Consider the following 16,020-nt stretch of genomic DNA (forward strand, 5'->3'; position numbering starts at 1 on the left):
GACCGCTCCGCGGGGCGCCCGGTCGGCGCGTACCGGTCGCCGCGCCCGCCACGGCGGGACCCGGCGCGTACCGGCCGCCGGGCAGTGCGCGGCGGGACTCAGCGGTGGCGCGCCAGGCTCCTCGGCCTGCCCGAGGCGCGCAGGGCGGTCGAGCCCGGCTTGCGGTGCCTGGCGGTGTGCGTCGGAACGGCCACGAGGGCGAGCGCCAGCACGAGGGGCGTCACGAGAAGCAGAAGGGTGGTCATCGTGTCTCTCCTTCTGGTCGGCTTCCTCGACGCCTGACCGCAGGGCGCGGCGGCAAACCCCGCCGCGCCTTCCGGCAGTCCCATGTCCGCCGTACGCGGGACCCCGGCGCGGCCGGCACACGGAAAACCGGTCGCGGACCCGCACCCCGGTTCGTATCCTCGTCCGCGTGATCGAATCAGGGGTGGCGGACCGGCTCGGGCGGCGGATCGCCCTGCGCGCGGTGGACGACGAGAACTGGCGGGCCGTCGCGGACGTCGCCCCCCTGGACGGCCAGCGCCGCTTCGTCGCCGCGCTCGCCGCCCGCTACCTGCTGCTGTCGACGCGCGAGCAGGACTGGCACTCGCTGGCGGTGTGCGCCGACGGGGCCGTCGCCGGACACGTCATGTGGGGCCTCGACGACGACGGCTCCCACTGGATCGGCGGCATGGTCGTCGACGCCGCGGAGCAGGGCAGGGGAGTGGGCCGGGCCGCCCTGCTCACCCTCATGGCATGGCTCGCCGGTCGGGACGGCTGCCGGGAATTCCGCCTCTCCTACCACCCGGAGAACACCGCGGCCCGGAACCTGTACGCCTCCGTCGGATTCCGGCCGACCGGGGCGACGGAGGGCGACGAGGTGGTGGCCGCCCTGCCCGCCGCGGCGGCCCTCGGCGCGGGACGCGGCCCTTCCGACTGATCGGCGCCCACCGGACGCCGCCCACCGCCGCCGGGCGGACGGTCGCCGACGGGCCGAGACGGCGCAGCCGGCCGGCTCGGGGAGACCGGCCACCGCGCACACCGCGCCGCCGGGGCCAAGGGGAGGAGTACCGGGCTCCGCTACGCCGTGTCTGCCCCGGCGGAGCCGACCCCATGCTGCGCCGAACGGCCGGAGGTGTGCGCCGCCACCCACCCCGCGCCCGCACGGGCGTACCGGTCGCGGGGGCGGCCCGCGCGACGGGGCGCCGGAGGCGCCGCACACTGGGGCCATGGGCGGCAGCGCCGGGTACCGGCCCCTCACCAGAATCCTGCACTGGAGTGTGGTGGTCGCGTTCGCCGCACAGTTCACGGTGGGGTACCTCCTCGACGCGGACGGGTCGGGACACGGGGGCGGCCGGGGCAGAGGCCGGGGCGACGGCCCGGGGCGCGGGCGCGGCCGGGGCGGCGGCGACCGGGGCTACGACGTCTTCGGCGACGACCCGCTCCTGACGGCGCACGTCCTGCTCGGCGCCACGATCGTCGTCCTCGGAGCCGTCAGACTGCTCTGGCGCCGTGCGACGCCGTTGCCGCCATGGGCACCGACGCTCTCCGCCGCCGAACGCCGCCTGGCCCACCGCACCGAGACCGCGCTGTACTGGCTGACCTTCGTCGTCCCCGCCACCGGCATCGCGCTGCTCGCCGCCGACGACGACGCTGTCCTGCCCGTGCACGTCGCCGCCCACACGGCCTTCTTCACGGCCCTCGCCCTGCACGTGGGCCTGGTGCTCAAACACCAGTTCGTCGACCGCGACGGCCTCCTCCGCCGCATGCTCTGACCACGCCTCCCCCGGACCCGGCCGCCCCCCCGGACCCGGCCGCGGTGACGGCCGCCGGCCGTGCGGCGGCCGGGTCCGGTCGGTGGCGCGTCGCCGCTGCGCCACGCGCGGAGGTCGGCCCCGACGGTGCCGCGCCGCGGTCCACCGGCGTCGCCCGCCGCCCTGCGCTCGCCGCCCGTCACCCGCGTCCGTCACCCGCCGGTTCCGCCCCCTCACTCGTGAGAAGGATTCGCCCGCCCTGCCCGTGTCCGGTACGGCTGGCCCTTCCCACTGGTCGAAACGTTTCCGCAGCGCTCGGGTGACGTTGCGGGGGCGTCCGGTTCGTCCCTCCCGGCGCGCGACGATGGCGTCCCGCCGCGGCGCCGGGCGTCGACCCGCCCGCCGCCGCACAGGCACGCGAAGTGAAGGGAGCAGCACGTGAGGATCCGCGAATACCTGGCCCGGTTCGGGGCGGCCACGGTCCTGGCGCTCGGCCCGTTCGGCGCCCCGGCGTCACCGGCGGCCGCGGCGGCCGGCCCCGCTGACGTCGGCATGCGGCCCGCGGCGGTGGCGGACGGCCGGACCGACGCGTTCGGCGCCCCGGTGCGGCCGCACGCCACCCGGTAGGACGAACCGTCGGAGGCAGGACGCGCACCGCACGGATCCGCCGCGCGTCCCCGGTCGCCTGCCCGGGGAGCGGACCGGCGCCCTGGTTCCTTCGGATGACCGCGCGGGCGCGCATCACCCGCGCGTGCCGGTGCCCTCTCACGGTGGGTCCATGACCTCCCCGGCGACCAGCGCGCCTGCCACGGCCTCACCGGCACCCCCGGGCCCGGACGGCGGCGGCCCGAGCCTCCCGGCCGCACCGCCGCGCACCCGGCCGTACGGGGCGAGGGGACGGCGCTGACGTGGACGCCTCCGCACACGGGGGGCCGCACGCGGACGGCGGCGGGCACAGCGGCGGCAGCGGCGCTCGGACCGGGCTCACGCTGACGACCGCCGCGTTCCTCTTCCTCCTCCTGCGGCTGTTCGCCGTCGTGGACCACGAGTGGGAGACCGCCTTCGCGGTCCTGCACACGCTCGATGTGGAGGACAGCATCGGCATCGTGCTGGGCACGCTGATGGCGGACTCCGTCGCCGCGGCCGTCGCGCTCGCGCTGCTCGTCCCGCTCGCGGTGTTCCGGACGTACGCGCGCTGGAGGCTGCCGCGGCGGGACCCCTGGGCCGCGGAGACGCACGGACCGCTCGACCTGGCGGACGGGCTGCTCCCGGCCATCGCCCTCGTCACCATGGCCACCTACGTGTGGAGCTTCCACGCGTGGTGGCTGCCCCCGGCCGCCCTCCTGGTCGGTGCGGTGTTCCTCGGCCTCCAGCGCGGCGCCCGCCCGGGCGGCCGGCGCCGACGGGCCGCGATCTGGGCAGGCCACCACCTCGGGACGCTGCTGGTCACCGCGCTGCTGGTGGGAGCCGCCACGGTCAGCACCCCCTGGGTACCCCTGGAGCGCATCGGCCTGCGCGGTGGCACGGAACTCCGCGGCTACGTCATGCAGGCCGAGCCCGGCTTCCTGAAGGTCCTCACCGCGTCGGACCGGAGGTTCCTGATCCTCACCGACTCGGCCGTCACCTCACGGAAGGAGGTCGCGGACCACTGACGGCCCCCGCACTCCCGCGGCGCCGGAACAATCCCCGCCCCGACCGGGTTGGAGTGGACCCGGCGGCAGCCCCGCCCGGCGGCGGGGCGGGGCGCGGCACGTGAGACGCCCGGCCGGCGGTGTGAGCACGGGAGGAAGAGGGACATGGAGGCCACGACGGGCCACACCGGCGAGACCTGGGGCACCGCGGCCGAGCGCTGGGAGCGGGCGGGGCGGTTCTTCGCCGCCGAGGACCACCTGACGGCGGCCGCCCTCCTCGACGGCCTCGTGCGGGAGTTCCCCGACCAGAACGCCGCCCGCCTGCTGCTGGCCCGCGCCTACTACCACTCCGCCCGGCTCGGTCGGGCCGAGGCGGAACTGCGCGCCCTCATCGACCGCGACCGGACGGACGCCTACGCGCACCTGCTGCTCGGCCGCACGCTCGAGCGCCGGGGGAGGGCGGCGGAGGCGGCGCCGTATCTGCGGATCGCCGAGCTGTGGGGCCTGTCCGCCTGACGGCCTGTCCGCCCTGATGACCTGTCCCGTGGCCGCCGGGCCGCCGGGCTGCCGGGCCGCCGGGCTGCCGGGCCGCCGGGCTGCCGGGCCGTCTGCCGGCCTGGCGGTCCGGCCGTCCGGCCGGCAGGCACGACTCGGCTGCCCGGCGGCCACGGGCGGGACGGCGGCCGGAGGCGGCGCGCCGGCGTACCGCCGGAGTACGAGCCGCCGCGTGCCGTCCCGTCGAGCGGCTACCGTCGACGGGGTGGAACTGCTGCTGATGTCCGACACGCACGTCCCGGCGCGGGCCAGGTCCCTGCCCGCCGAGCTGCTCGACCTGGTGCCCCGCGTGGACGTGGTGATCCACGCCGGGGACTGGATCGACACCCCGACGCTCGACCTCCTGGAGGAGCGCGCGCAGCGGCTCGTCGGCGTGTACGGGAACAACGACGGACCGCCCCTGCGGGCGAGGCTCCCGGAGGTCGCGTACGCCGACCTGGGCGGGGTGCGGTTCGCCGTGGTGCACGAGACGGGCCCGGCGCAGGGGCGCGAACGGCGCTGCGCCGAGCGGTACCCCGACGTGGACGTGCTCGTCTTCGGGCACAGCCACATCCCGTGGGACTCCGTGGCGGGCGACGGCCTGCGGCTGCTCAACCCGGGCTCGCCGACCGACCGGCGGCGCCAGCCGTTCTGCACGTACATGACGGCGCGGGCCGTGGACGGGCGCCTCGACGACGTGCGGCTGCACCGCCTGCCGCGGAGGCGGTGACGGACCGACCGGGCGGCCCGGCGCGGGCGGCACCTCCGAGTTTTTGCCTCACAGGCAACTTCTTTGCCTCAGCGGCATGGGGCGTGGCTCAATGGGGGCATGGAACACGAAGCCGCCGGAACGGGCGGCGAACTGCCCGGCGTCGCGCCCAGGCTGCGTGACCTCCGGCGGCGCACCGGCCTCACCTTGGAGGCGGCGGCCAGGCGGCTCGGCATGTCGCCGGCCCACCTCTCCCGGCTGGAGACCGGCCGGCGGCAGCCCTCGCTGCCCCTGCTGCTGACGCTCGCCAGGAACTACGGCACCACGGTATCCGAGATGCTCGGCGAGTCGGCACCGGAGCGGGAGCCCGTGATCCGCGAGGGCGGCGTGGACCCGGTGGAGGTGGACGGCTGGGTGTACCGGCAGGCCGGCAGCCCGCGGCGGGCCATGCAGGCACTGCGGGTGCACGTCCCGCCGAGCGGTCCGCAGAACGAGCTGGTCCGCTCCCACCCGGGCGAGGAATGGCTGTACGTGCTGCGAGGACGCCTCCGGCTGTTCCTCGGCGGGGTGGAACACCGGCTGGAGGCGGGGGACTCCGCCCACTACGACAGCCTCACCCCCCACCGCCTGGGCGCCGTCCCGCCCGACGGCGCCGACCTCCTCTTCGTCCACACGCTGTTGCAGAGCCACACCGGCGACCTGTGCCTGGGCGGCGCCGACCGTCCGCTCCCCGGTGCCGCGCCGCGGCACACCAACCCCTTCGAAGGTGGCACCCATGCCTCGTGAAGACACCGGCGTCGAACGCGGAGACGGCCGTTTTCCCCGCGGACTGGTCCTCCGGCTGTTCGCCTACATCGTGGCCGGCCATCTGTTCTCCGGCTTCCTGTACCTGCTGTTCACCCTGGGCGGGGACAAGTAGCGGCCGCCGCCGACCCGTCAGGGCGGGGTGTCCCGACTCGGGGGTGCCCCGCCCCGCGCCGTCCGCGGGTTGTGTCCGGAGCGTTGACGAGAAAGCGCTTGCACTCTACCTTCCGTTCAGAAATGTGATTCCCCCACGGGTCGCTCGGTGGGTGGCGGAAGGGTGTGCCCCAAGCTGCCGAGGAGTTGCCGCGGGCCACCACGCCCTGATCTCCGGGCGGTGCGGCTCCGTCCGTATGGCGAACGCTGTGCACGCACATGAACGATCGCGCGGCAGTGCCCCGCCCCCGTAGTGACGCAGGACGACAGAAGGAGTCGGACCATGAGGTCTGCAGTACGACCGCGCCGACGTGGGCGCCTGCTGGCCGGTGTCACGGCCGCATCCACGCTCAGCCTTGGCATGCTTATGACGAGCGGAGTGTCCCCGGCGAGCGCGGCGACCTGGCCGACGCCCACCGGAAGCCAGGCGGTGTCCTCCACCATCTCCCTGTCCGGCAGCAAGGACTACGGGATGAAGCGCCTCTACGGCACGGGCGACCTGGGCTCGGGAGGCCAGGGCGAGGACCAGGGGCCGATCCTGCAACTGGCCCCCGGCACCGTCCTCAAGAACGTCGTCATCGGCGCGCCCGCCGCCGACGGCATCCACTGCCTCGGCAGCTGCACCCTGCAGAACGTCTGGTGGGAGGACGTCGGCGAGGACGCGGCCACGTTCCGCGGCACGTCCGCCTCCAGCGTGTACACCATCAACGGCGGGGGCGCGAAGGAAGCCGCCGACAAGGTGTTCCAGTTCAACGGCGCCGGCACGCTCAACGTGTCGGACTTCGCCGTGAAGAACTTCGGCACCTTCGTCCGTTCCTGCGGCAACTGCAAGACGCAGCACAAGCGGACCATCAACCTCGACACCATCGAGGTGAGCTGGAAGGGCAGCCGCATCGTCGGCATCAACACCAACTACGGTGACTCCGCGACCCTCCGCAACATCACCGTCGTCGGGGACACCGGCAGGAAGATCGTCCCCTGCCAGAAGTACATCGGCAACAACACCGGCAAGGAGCCGACGACCGACGGCAGCGGCCCCGACGGCACCCACTGCCGGTACGCCGCCTCCGACATCACCTACCGCTGACCGATCCGCCCCGGGCCCGGACGGCGCCGCCTTCCGGGCCCGGGACGGCGAAAGCCGTTGCCCCTCCGGGCCAGCCGTACGATCATCCTCGGATGGACCTTCCCCGCACGGTGATCGAGCTCGGCGACCTCACACTGCGCGCCTTCGACGGCGAGGCGGACCTCCCGGAGCTCTTCCGGGTCATCGAGGAGTCGCTGGAGCACCTGCGCCCGTGGATGCCCTGGGTCCGCGAGCACAGCAGGGCGAGGACCGCCCGGTTCCTGGCCGAACGCGCCGCCTGCTGGGCGAGCGGCGAGGAGCACACCTACGCCGTTGTGCTGGACGGCGCGCTCGTCGGCGCCGCCACGCTGCTGCGGCACGGCACCCCGGACGACACGCGCGAGGTCGGGTACTGGCTGCACCCCGCCGCCACCGGTCGTGGCGTGGCCACCCGGGCCGCCCGCGCCCTCACCGAGCAGGCCCTCCGCCTGCCCGGCGTCGACCACGTCGAGATCGTCCACGCTCCGGCCAACACCGCCAGCGGCGCCGTACCGTTCCGTCTCGGCTTCACCGAGCAGCCCCGCCGGCCCGAGGAGAGCCTCGCGCCGGGGGAGACCGGCGAGGTCCGCGTCTGGCGGCTGTCCCGCGACCGGACCGGCCAGGCGGTGGCCCCGAGCGCCCCCGGTGGCATGCCGGTCACCGGGTGACCCGCCGGCGCCCCGCCCCCTTACACCCCCGCGGTCCGTGCCGCCCTCAACTACGCAGGTACGAGGCGCCGTTCAGGTCCAGGATGGTGCCCGACGCCCACTCGGCCGCGGGCGAGGCCAGCCACAGCACCGCGGCGGCGACCTCCTCGGGCGTCGCCACGCGGTCGAAGGGGCTCTGGGCGCGGATCACGGCGCCCTCCGGGCCGTCGAGGCGCGCGGAGACCCGCTCCGTCGCGAAGAACCCGGGGGCGACCGAGACGACCCCGATCCCGTAGGGCGCGAGGGAGACCGCGAGGGACTGGCCCAGGGCGTGGACGGCCGCCTTCGTCGCCCCGTAGGCCGGGTGGTCGGGTTCGCCGCGGAACGCGCCGCGCGACCCGACGTTGACGATCCGGCCGCCGCCGCCCCCGTCGATCATCCGCCGGGCCGCGAGGTGGCTCAGGTTCGCCGTGGCCAGCAGGTTCACGGCGACGTGCTGCTGCCACACCGCCACCCACTCCTCGTACGGGGTGTCCGGCAGCGGATGGCGGACGTTCACGGCCGCGTTGTTCACCAGCACGTCGATCCCGCCGAGCGCCCCGGCCGCCGCGTCCACCACGGCCGCCGCGCCCGCCGGGTCGGCGAGGTCGCCGCCGGTGAGGGCGTGGCCGCCGCCGGCGAGGGAGTCGAACGTCGCGCGGGCCTCCTCGGCGCGCGAGCCGAAGTGGACGGCCACCCGGTCGCCGTTGGCCGCGAACGCCCGGGCCACCGCGCGGCCCAACCCCCGTGACGCGCCGCTGACCAGGACGCGCCTGCCCGTCGACGACAGCCCCATGACCGTTTCCCCTCTCCGCCGCGTGCGGCGCGGGCCACCGCGCCGCCATCCTCCCAGCCGGCGGGCCCCGCCCGTGAGCGCCCCCGCCGCCCGTGCCCACCCCGGACCGGGGCCACCCCGCGCCCCGGTGCCGGTGCCGGTGCGGTGGCGATCGCGCATCCCACACCGCCGGGACGCATACGTCCCCCGTACCGGTGGCACCCGGACTCCCATGCATGCGATACGAGCCGCGGCCCGACAGCCGGCACGCCATCTGAAGACCGCGGGCCGGTCCCTCACCCTGGCTCTCACCGGGCCCGGCCGGGAACGCGACATCGCCGCCCAGGCGCTGAAGGCGGCGCTGGCCGCCTGGATCGCCTGGGCGGTAGCGGGCCTGTGGCTGGAGGCGCCCATGGCCTTCGTCGCGCCGTGGGTGGCGATCGTGCTGGTCGAGTCGACCGTGTACCGCTCCATCGCCCACGGCCTCCAGCAGGTCGCGGCGATCACGACCGGCACCGTCGCGGCCACCGCGGTCGCGCTGCTGCTGGACAGCACGATGGCGGCGATGGCCCTGGTGCTGCCCACGGTCGTCCTGCTCGGCAACTGGCGGCGCCTCGGCAGCCAGGGCGTCTACGCGGCCACCGGCGCCCTGTTCGTCCTGACCGGGCCGTCCGTCAGCGTGGCCACCTCCACGGCCAGGATCGTCGAGACCCTCTTCGGAGCGGTGGTCGGCATCACCGTCAACGCCGTCGTCCGGCCCCCGGTCTACCTGCGCGACACGCGCGCCGCGCTCCAGGACGCCACCCGCGAGGCCCACGACATCCTCCACGCGGTCGCCGACGGCCTCGACTCCGACTGCTGGGACCCCGACGAGGCCGACGCCCGCCACGAACGCGCCCTGCACCTGCACCGCCTCGTCGACCAGGCCCGCGAGGCGATCGGCCGCAGCCGCGAGAGCCTGCGCGCCAACCCCCGCCGCCGCGCCTACGGCGCCGCGACACCCGGAAAGGACTACGACGACGCCGTCCTCGTCCTCGACTACGCCGCCGTCCACACCAGCGAGGTGACCCGCGCCGTCCTCGACGCCGCATCCGAGGACCGCGCCGCGGCCCGCCCCCACCCCGCCCTCGCCCGCCGCTACGCGGGCTTCCTCCGCCAGACCGCGCACACCCTGCGCCTCTACGGCCACAACCGGTTCGACGAGCGGTGCGAGCGGGAACTCGACGAGGCCGTGGAGGAGCTGCGCCGCTCACTCGCCGAGCTCCGCGACGACGCGGTCCGTTCGAGGCCGGACGACCCCGACGCGGTGGCCACCTACGGCACCCTGCTCGTACAGGCGCACCGCCTGGCGGACCGCCTGGTCGTCCCGGGCCGCGAGGCGTCGGAGCGCGCCCCGAGCGGTTAGGGGCGGCTCGGAGCGCGCCTCGAGCAGTCCCTAAGCGCTTTCGGCCGCCCGGGCGATGTAGGGGCATGGAGTGGGACACGACGGACGGAGGCTCCCGTGTGGAGTGAACTGGCGGTCGACGGCCTGGCGTGGCCGGTCGTGGCCGTGGTGCTGCTGAGCGGGGCCCTGCGGCTCCTCGCGGAGCGCTCCCGCCGCAGGACGTTGGTGGAGGTCGCGACCCGCGCCCCCTCCGGCACCCGGATCACCCAGGACCGCGGCTCGTTCGGCCCGGCGTTCCGGGTGCGCGTGGGGCCCGCGCGGCCCGGCGACCGCGGGGCCGGCGGAGAGCGGGCCCCTTCGTGAGCCGGGTTCCCCCCGAGTACTGGACGGAGGTGGCCGCCCTCTACCGGCAGCACAGGGGCGACCTCCTGCGGTTCGCCACCCGGCTGCTGCACGGGGAGGCCCACCTCGCCCACGACCTGACGCAGGAGGTCTTCCAGGCGGCGGCGCTCTCCTGGTCCCGGCTGCGGGGGCTCGGCCCGGACGCGCGGCGCGCGTGGCTGTTCGGCGTCCTGAAGAACAAGGTGTACGACCACTGGGGCGGCGCCCGGCGCCACGTACCCCTGCCGGAGCTGTCCGAGGCGTCCCCGCACGACACGTCCCGCGAGGCGGTGTCCGGTCTGCTGCTGAAGCGGTGCTGGGACGTCATGGACGCGATGCCACCCGCGCAGCGGCGCGTCGCGCTGCTGCGGTGGCAGGGGGAGTGGACCAGTACGGAGATCGCCGAGCACCTGTCGCTGAGCCCCAGCACGGTACGGGTGCACCTGGCGAACGCCCGCAGGGCGCTGCTCGCGGAGTTCGCGACGGAGGTCGTCTTCCCGTCCGACTGGTGGGAGACGGCCGCAGGAGAGGAGGTGGCCAGGTGAGCGGTGACGAGCAGACGCCCCCTACCTACCGCATCGGCGGTGACGACGCGCGGCCGCGCAGGCTCACCACGGTGACGGACCTGCTGGGCGGGCTCGACGGCGCGGACGTCCCCGCGGACCCCGCCGCGGAGGGGGACGACGTCGAGGCGGGGCTGGAGCAGCTGATGGCGTGGATGGCCGCGCCCGCCCCCGGCGAACCGCAGGAGGCGCCCGCGGGTACCGCCGTGAAGATGCTGGTCCTGGGGGGCGCGGAAGCGGTCGGGTTCGTGGCGACGGCCGCCGACCGACTCGCGCCCGCCCCTCCGGCGCCGGAGGGGGAGGAGGGGGACGGGTCCGCCGGCGCCGCCGGCACGGGCCGGTCCGCCGGGGGCGGCCCGAACCCGCCGGTTGTCGGGCGGATCGCTCTCACCGGCGACCTCGACCTGTTCCTGTTCGCCTCCCCGGCGCGGCTCTGCCGGTCCGGGCCCGGCGGGTGGTGCGAGCTCGCCGAGGGGGCGCTCGGGGCGGTCGTCGTGGCCGACACGCGGCGGCTCACGGAGTGCTTCATCCACCTGGACCGGGTCGAGGCGGCGGGCCTGCCCTACGTGGTCGTGGTGCTGCGGCCCGGCGGAGGGACGAGCCACCCCCTGGCAAGGATCCGGCGGGCGCTGGCGCTCGACGCGTCCGTTCCGGTCCTGGAGTGCGACGTCTCGTCGCGGGCCGACACGGTCGGAGCGCTGCGGGCGCTGGTCGCGCGCGCCCTGGACGGGGCGGACCCGGCCGAGGACGCCCCCGAGCACCTCACCGAACCCCACGCCCTCCTCCTCACCCAGGTGGGCTGCCTCCTCCACTGACGACGGCCACCCCGCCCCGAGCGGGGTCCCGCGCCGACCACGGCCCGGGGCCCCGCTCGGCGCCCGGGCTTCCAGCACCCGCCACGGCTGACGCCGTGATCGCCGGCACGGGCACCCGATAACCCGTGGCGGCGGCGACGGGCCGGTGCCTACGCTGCGCGCGTGGCCGTCGTGGCGAACTCCCGCCGATTTACCGGCCCCCTGGCCCCCCGAGGGCGCCGCAGGGGCCGGACGTCGCCGTGGCCGGAGGGCCGGGCGGACTGACCCGACGAGCGGTGGACCCAGGGCCGGGGGGCGACCCCGATCCGCCATCCGTCACCGCTCCCCGGGAGTCACCATGCACGCCCACCTCTCCGCCGACCGGCTCGCCGACGACCTCGCCGTCCGCGACCTCACCGACCCCGCCGCCGGCCCGCACGCCCTCCAACCGCTCCTCGCACGCGCCGTCGGCGCGCTCGCCGACCACTGGGGGTGCGAGGTCCGCTGGTGGCGCGGCGAACGGATCGTCACCGTCACCGACAACTACGACCACCTCGGCTACGACCCCGACGACATCACCCGCGACGCCCGTTACACCCGGTACGTCGACGACCGGCGGATGCTGCGCAGCCACTCCAGCGCGCTCGTCCCGGGGGCGCTGCGCGCGCTGGCCGCCGACCCGTCCGAGGACGTGCTGCTCGTCTGCCCCGGCCTCGTCTACCGCCGCGACTCCATCGACCGCCTGCACACCGGCACCCCGCACCAAGTCGACCTGTGGCGCGTCACCCGCCGCCCCGCCCCCATGACCCCTGACGGCCTGGACGAGCTGGTCACCGTGCTCCTCGACGCGTTGCTCCCCGGCTCCGCCCACCGCTGCGAGCCCCGCGTCCACCCGTACACCCTGGCCGGCCGGCAGGTCGACGCGGCCTCCGGCGGCGCGTGGGTCGAGGTCGCCGAGTGCGGCCTCGCCCACCCGGGGGTGCTCGCCCGCGCCGGCCTGGGCGCCGCGTGGAGCGGGCTGGCCCTCGGCATGGGGCTGGACCGCGTCCTGATGCTGCTGAAGGGCATCCCCGACATCCGCCTGCTGCGGTCGGCCGACCCGTCCGTCGCCGCGCAGATGACGGACCTCGCGCCGTACCGGCCCGTGTCGGCGATGCCCGCCGTCCGCCGTGACCTCTCCGTCGCCGTGGACCGCGACGACCTCGTCGAGGACCTCGGCGACCGGGTCCGCGACGTGCTCGGCGCCGACGCCGACTGCGTGGAGTCGGTGGAGATCCTGGCGGAGACGCCCTGCCGGGAGCTTCCGCCGCAGGCCCTGGCGCGCCTCGGTGCCCGGCCCGACCAGAAGAACGTCCTGCTGAAGGTGGTGCTGCGGCACCTGGACCGCACCCTCACCGACCGGGAGGCGAACCGGCTGCGGGACCGCGTCCACGCCGCCGTCCACCGGGGCGCCACCCACCAGTGGGCGGCGAACGGCTGAGGACCCCCCGCCGGCGGCCGGGAGCGCGCGACCCGCACGGCGGTCGCGCGCCGGGCGGGGCGGGGGGGCTCCGGATCCGCCGGGCTGCTCCCGGGTCCGGGGCAGCCCCCCGGACCCGGCCGAGGACGGGCCCGGGGCCGGCGGGGGCCGGGGCAAGCCGGGGCCGGCGCCCCGGGCCGTCGCGGGGACGGCTCCGGGCGCGGTCACGAGGGCCGGAGCGAGTCGAGCGCCCGTTCGTACTCCAGCCGGGACCGGCTGCTCCAGGCGGCCTCGGCGGCCCGTACCCTGCTGAGCCGCCGCCTGGCGAGGGTACGGCTGCGGTGGGCGCGGCGGCGCGCCCGCAGCCACAGCGGGAACGTCTCCTCCGGCACCCCGCACGCGGTGAGGAAGGCCACCAGGCGCCGTTCCGACAGGGGCGCGCCCGCCAGGACGCGCCCGACGGTCGAGCGGGGCAGCGGCGCGAGTTCACGGGCACGCGGCTTGGCCCGCCGCTCCAGCTCCCGGTAGGACGGCGCCCCCGCCTCCTCGTACACGACGACGAGCAGGGCGCCCAGGCCCGCGAAGTCGCACACCGAGCGCAGCTCCGCGGACGGGTCCGGGGCGGCCGGGCCGGGCCGGCGGCGGTCGGCCCGGCGGGCCCGCTTCCACAGGGCCTCCACCTCGTCCGGATCGATGCCGCAGACGGCGGCGTACGAGCGGGCGATGGGGAGTTGCGGCAGCGTGTCCCCCGCCTCGGCGCGGCGGACCGTCGCCAGGGAACACGCCATCGCCTTGGCCACCTCATCCCGGGACAGCCCCCGGTACCGCCGGGCCAGGCGCAGCCGCTCGGCGAACGCGCCGACGGGCCCCGGTGGCACGGGTTTCACGGGGCGGCCCCGACGGCCGGCCACACCCGCCACCGGCCTAGGCCGCGGTGAACGGCTCGGTGACGTACGTGAGCCGCAACCGCAGCCGCCACGTCAGGCGCGGTCGGAGCGCGGTGCGGCGGGCCGGCGGTGCGGCGACGGGACGTGCGAACGCGACCGCCCACAGCAGGAAGGCGCCGCACCACAGGGACGGGGGAGGCACGGGCCGCGGGCCGCTGACGGCCAGGACGACGAGGACGGCCACGACGACGATCACGAGGACGATCAGGAGGACGGCGAGGGCCGCCCGTAGAGCTGTTGCGACGTCGGGTAAGGCGGGACGGCGGGTCGTCGTGGGCGCGTGATGGTGTGAGGGCATGGACTCTCCCTGGTGGTGCGCGGAGCTGACGGGACGCGGCGGCCACCCCTGCCGGCGCGGGCCCGGGTGTGCCGGGCGGCGCGGCGGCGGTCGGTCCGGTGACGGTCGCGGTGCCCAGCATCGTGCCACCGCCCGGCCGCCCCGACGGGGCCTTCGGTCACGGTCGTCCCACAGGACACGGCGCACGAGCGGCGCCCCGCCCTCCCCGGCCCCCGGGGCCCCGGGTACGCGCCGGACGGCACCGGTGTGTCGGGCGGGCCGCTGAACTGCGGTGTCGGCGGGGGAAGGACACGCGGTTGCCGACGGCCGACGCCGGCGGGCCGTCGTACCGACCGCGCCTGTCGGTCAGTTCCGTCCCTCGCGGCCCGCTTGCCGTCGAGCGCGGTGGCTGCGACCATCCGCCGCGGCGCCCGCCCCACCGCTGGGGGCGGGCGCGGCATCCGGACCGCGGGGACGCGGGTGCGCCCCCTTCGCCACGGACCGGCGGACCGGCTGACCAAGGGGGCGGTGCCCGGTGCCCCGCCCTCACCCCGCCGGAAGCGCCGCGGTCGGGCGCGCCGACGGCCTCTTCGGCGGGAGCGGGAAGCGTGGGCTCAGAGCGTGGACTTGAACAGCAGCCGGTTCGGGGTGCTGCCGACGTTGCCGCCGATGACGTTGGCGGTGCTGTTGCTGGTGAGCCAGTTGTTGACGCTGGAGCTGGAAGCGTCGCCGTACGTCGACTTGTACAAGGCCGCCACGCCGCTGACGTGCGGCGATGCCATCGAGGTGCCGCTCATCGCCGTGGAGCCGCCGCCGGCCCGCGCCGAGGAGATGCTGACGCCCGGGGCGTACAGGTCGGTGCAGCTGCCGTAGTTGCTGAAGTTCGCCTTGCGGTCGGAGGAGTCCGACGCGGCGACCGTGATCGTGCCCGCGGCGCTGGCGGGGGAGACGTTGCACGCGTCCTGGTTCTCGTTGCCCGCGGCGACGGCCAGGTGGACACCGGAGTTGGCCAGGGCGGTCGCGGCGTTGTTGAGGGCGGCGGAGTAGCCGCCGCCCAGCGAGGCGTTCGCCACCGCCGGCTTGACCGCGTTCTGCCGCACCCAGTCGAAGCCGGCGATGATGCCGGAGAACGAACCGGAGCCCTGGCAGTCGAGCACGCGCACACCGCGCAGCTGGACGCCCTTGGCCACGCCGTACGTCGTACCGCCGACGGTGCCGGCGACGTGCGTGCCGTGGCCGTTGCAGTCCTGGCCGTTGCCGCCGAAGGCGTCGAAGACGTTGCGGGCCCGGCCGCCGAAGTCGCTGTGGGCCGTGTCGATGCCGGTGTCGATGACGTACGCCGTCACACCGGAGCCGTTGCGGGTGTAGGTGTACGTACCGTTGCGGCCGCTGCGCTGGTCGATGCGGTCCAGGCCCCAGGGGGCGTTGGTCTGGGTGGCCGAGGCGCTGACCTTCTGGTCCTCCTCGATGGACAGGACGCGCGAGTCCCGCCGCAGCTCCTCCAGCTGGGTGGCGTTCAGGTCGGCGGCGAAGCCGTTGAGGACGTTGCGGTACACGTGGCGGGTCCGGACGGACTCGCCCTTGGCGAGACCGGACGGGTCGGCGCCCGCCTTGAGGGTCACGATGTAGCGGCCCTTGATCTCCTGGGCGGCGGGGGCCTGGGCGACCGTGAGGGGAGCGGGCGTGGGCTCCACGGCCGTGGCGGCGGAGGCGGCGGCCGGGATCATGGCCACGGGGAACGCGAGGGTGAGGGCGGCGATGTGAATTCTGCGCATGGGGAAGCGAACACCTCATCGTGAGGCCGGCTGCGGGGTGCCAGCCGGTGTGGGGGCGCACGACGCCGAGCGGGCGGCCCATGGGGTGACCGTCCCGTCGGGGATGGCGGGCGTGCGGGGGATGGACAGCACGGCACGGCGGCGGACGTCGTGCGGCTGTGGTGCGGCGTGCGGCATTGCGTCAGCGGGTGCGTCGTCACCACGGGACGAGGGTCCGTGGCGGCCGGGCACTGCTCCTCGTCGCGGTGCCGGCACGCACCGGGAGGGCGGACCGCGAGGCGGGGTCGCCGCCCGGCCGGTCCGCGCGATT

General features: G+C 76.1%; 20 protein-coding genes. 15 read left to right on the forward strand and 5 right to left on the reverse strand.

Annotation, left to right across the window (positions count from 1 at the left end; translation table 11 throughout):
- Positions 1 to 98: 98 nt before the first annotated feature.
- Positions 99 to 245 (reverse strand): hypothetical protein, encoded by a 147-nt coding sequence (locus LPA54_RS05780; RefSeq protein ID WP_228974444.1) that lies wholly within the window; start codon positions 243 to 245, stop codon positions 99 to 101.
- Positions 246 to 412: 167 nt separating this feature from the next.
- Between LPA54_RS05780 and LPA54_RS05785 the strand changes: the two genes are divergently transcribed.
- From LPA54_RS05785 to LPA54_RS05830, 10 genes are all read left to right on the forward strand, one after another.
- The gene (locus LPA54_RS05785) at positions 413 to 919 is read left to right on the forward strand and encodes a GNAT family N-acetyltransferase (RefSeq protein ID WP_228974447.1); all 507 of its coding nucleotides are present in this window, start codon (positions 413 to 415) and stop codon (positions 917 to 919) included.
- Between the two features lie 289 nt (positions 920 to 1,208).
- Positions 1,209 to 1,754, forward strand: coding sequence for a cytochrome b (locus tag LPA54_RS05790; RefSeq protein ID WP_228974449.1), 546 nt, complete (start codon positions 1,209 to 1,211; stop codon positions 1,752 to 1,754).
- 417 nt (positions 1,755 to 2,171) lie between these two features.
- On the forward strand, positions 2,172 to 2,360 hold the full coding sequence (locus LPA54_RS05795; RefSeq protein WP_228974451.1) for a hypothetical protein: 189 nt from the start codon (positions 2,172 to 2,174) through the stop codon (positions 2,358 to 2,360).
- A gap of 281 nt (positions 2,361 to 2,641) precedes the next feature.
- Positions 2,642 to 3,385 (forward strand): hypothetical protein, encoded by a 744-nt coding sequence (locus tag LPA54_RS05800; RefSeq protein WP_228974452.1) that lies wholly within the window; start codon positions 2,642 to 2,644, stop codon positions 3,383 to 3,385.
- A gap of 144 nt (positions 3,386 to 3,529) precedes the next feature.
- Complete coding sequence (locus LPA54_RS05805; RefSeq protein ID WP_228974454.1) at positions 3,530 to 3,880, forward strand: tetratricopeptide repeat protein; 351 nt, start codon at positions 3,530 to 3,532, stop codon at positions 3,878 to 3,880.
- Positions 3,881 to 4,124: 244 nt separating this feature from the next.
- Positions 4,125 to 4,628, forward strand: coding sequence for a metallophosphoesterase (locus tag LPA54_RS05810; RefSeq protein WP_228974455.1), 504 nt, complete (start codon positions 4,125 to 4,127; stop codon positions 4,626 to 4,628).
- Between the two features lie 99 nt (positions 4,629 to 4,727).
- Positions 4,728 to 5,393 (forward strand): helix-turn-helix domain-containing protein, encoded by a 666-nt coding sequence (locus tag LPA54_RS05815; protein WP_228974458.1) that lies wholly within the window; start codon positions 4,728 to 4,730, stop codon positions 5,391 to 5,393.
- Positions 5,383 to 5,526: a DUF6126 family protein gene (locus LPA54_RS05820; protein ID WP_198549267.1), complete on the forward strand. Its 144-nt coding sequence runs from the start codon at positions 5,383 to 5,385 to the stop codon at positions 5,524 to 5,526. The genes LPA54_RS05815 and LPA54_RS05820 overlap by 11 nt, the downstream gene beginning before the upstream one ends.
- 321 nt (positions 5,527 to 5,847) lie before the next feature.
- Positions 5,848 to 6,651 carry a pectate lyase gene (locus LPA54_RS05825; RefSeq protein WP_228974460.1) on the forward strand — a complete coding sequence of 268 codons (804 nt, stop codon included), beginning with the start codon at positions 5,848 to 5,850 and terminating at the stop codon, positions 6,649 to 6,651.
- Positions 6,652 to 6,743: 92 nt separating this feature from the next.
- Positions 6,744 to 7,337, forward strand: coding sequence for a GNAT family N-acetyltransferase (locus LPA54_RS05830; RefSeq protein ID WP_228974461.1), 594 nt, complete (start codon positions 6,744 to 6,746; stop codon positions 7,335 to 7,337).
- Between the two features lie 46 nt (positions 7,338 to 7,383).
- Here LPA54_RS05830 and LPA54_RS05835 read toward each other — a convergent pair whose 3' ends face one another.
- A complete protein-coding gene (locus LPA54_RS05835; RefSeq protein ID WP_228974464.1) occupies positions 7,384 to 8,151 on the reverse strand; it encodes an SDR family NAD(P)-dependent oxidoreductase in 768 nt (255 codons plus the stop codon).
- A gap of 211 nt (positions 8,152 to 8,362) precedes the next feature.
- On the opposite strand from LPA54_RS05835, the gene LPA54_RS05840 reads away from it, so the two are divergent.
- The 5 genes from LPA54_RS05840 to LPA54_RS05860 all read left to right on the forward strand — a co-directional run bounded on the left by LPA54_RS05840 (position 8,363) and on the right by LPA54_RS05860 (position 12,732).
- Positions 8,363 to 9,535, forward strand: a complete 1,173-nt coding sequence (locus tag LPA54_RS05840) for an aromatic acid exporter family protein (RefSeq protein WP_228974466.1) — start codon at positions 8,363 to 8,365, stop codon at positions 9,533 to 9,535.
- A gap of 96 nt (positions 9,536 to 9,631) precedes the next feature.
- Entirely contained in the window at positions 9,632 to 9,877 is a 246-nt protein-coding gene (locus tag LPA54_RS05845) for a hypothetical protein (protein ID WP_228974468.1), read from the forward strand.
- Positions 9,874 to 10,440 carry an RNA polymerase sigma factor gene (locus LPA54_RS05850; protein WP_228974469.1) on the forward strand — a complete coding sequence of 189 codons (567 nt, stop codon included), beginning with the start codon at positions 9,874 to 9,876 and terminating at the stop codon, positions 10,438 to 10,440. The genes LPA54_RS05845 and LPA54_RS05850 overlap by 4 nt, the downstream gene beginning before the upstream one ends.
- Positions 10,437 to 11,273, forward strand: a complete 837-nt coding sequence (locus LPA54_RS05855; RefSeq protein WP_228974471.1) for a hypothetical protein — start codon at positions 10,437 to 10,439, stop codon at positions 11,271 to 11,273. The genes LPA54_RS05850 and LPA54_RS05855 overlap by 4 nt, the downstream gene beginning before the upstream one ends.
- A 337-nt stretch (positions 11,274 to 11,610) precedes the next feature.
- Positions 11,611 to 12,732 (forward strand): hypothetical protein, encoded by a 1,122-nt coding sequence (locus LPA54_RS05860; protein ID WP_228974473.1) that lies wholly within the window; start codon positions 11,611 to 11,613, stop codon positions 12,730 to 12,732.
- A 203-nt stretch (positions 12,733 to 12,935) separates the two neighbouring features.
- On the opposite strand, the gene LPA54_RS05865 is transcribed toward LPA54_RS05860, so the two are convergent.
- The 3 genes from LPA54_RS05865 to LPA54_RS05875 form a co-directional block, all read right to left on the reverse strand.
- Entirely contained in the window at positions 12,936 to 13,589 is a 654-nt protein-coding gene (locus tag LPA54_RS05865; RefSeq protein WP_228974475.1) for a helix-turn-helix transcriptional regulator, read from the reverse strand.
- Between the two features lie 46 nt (positions 13,590 to 13,635).
- Entirely contained in the window at positions 13,636 to 13,956 is a 321-nt protein-coding gene (locus LPA54_RS05870) for a hypothetical protein (protein ID WP_228974477.1), read from the reverse strand.
- A 593-nt stretch (positions 13,957 to 14,549) separates the two neighbouring features.
- Positions 14,550 to 15,710 carry a S8 family peptidase gene (locus LPA54_RS05875; RefSeq protein WP_228974478.1) on the reverse strand — a complete coding sequence of 387 codons (1,161 nt, stop codon included), beginning with the start codon at positions 15,708 to 15,710 and terminating at the stop codon, positions 14,550 to 14,552.
- Positions 15,711 to 16,020: the final 310 nt, after the last annotated feature.

This window comes from Streptomyces sp. DH12 (assembly GCF_020873895.1).
Taxonomy (GTDB): Bacteria; Actinomycetota; Actinomycetes; order Streptomycetales; family Streptomycetaceae; genus Streptomyces.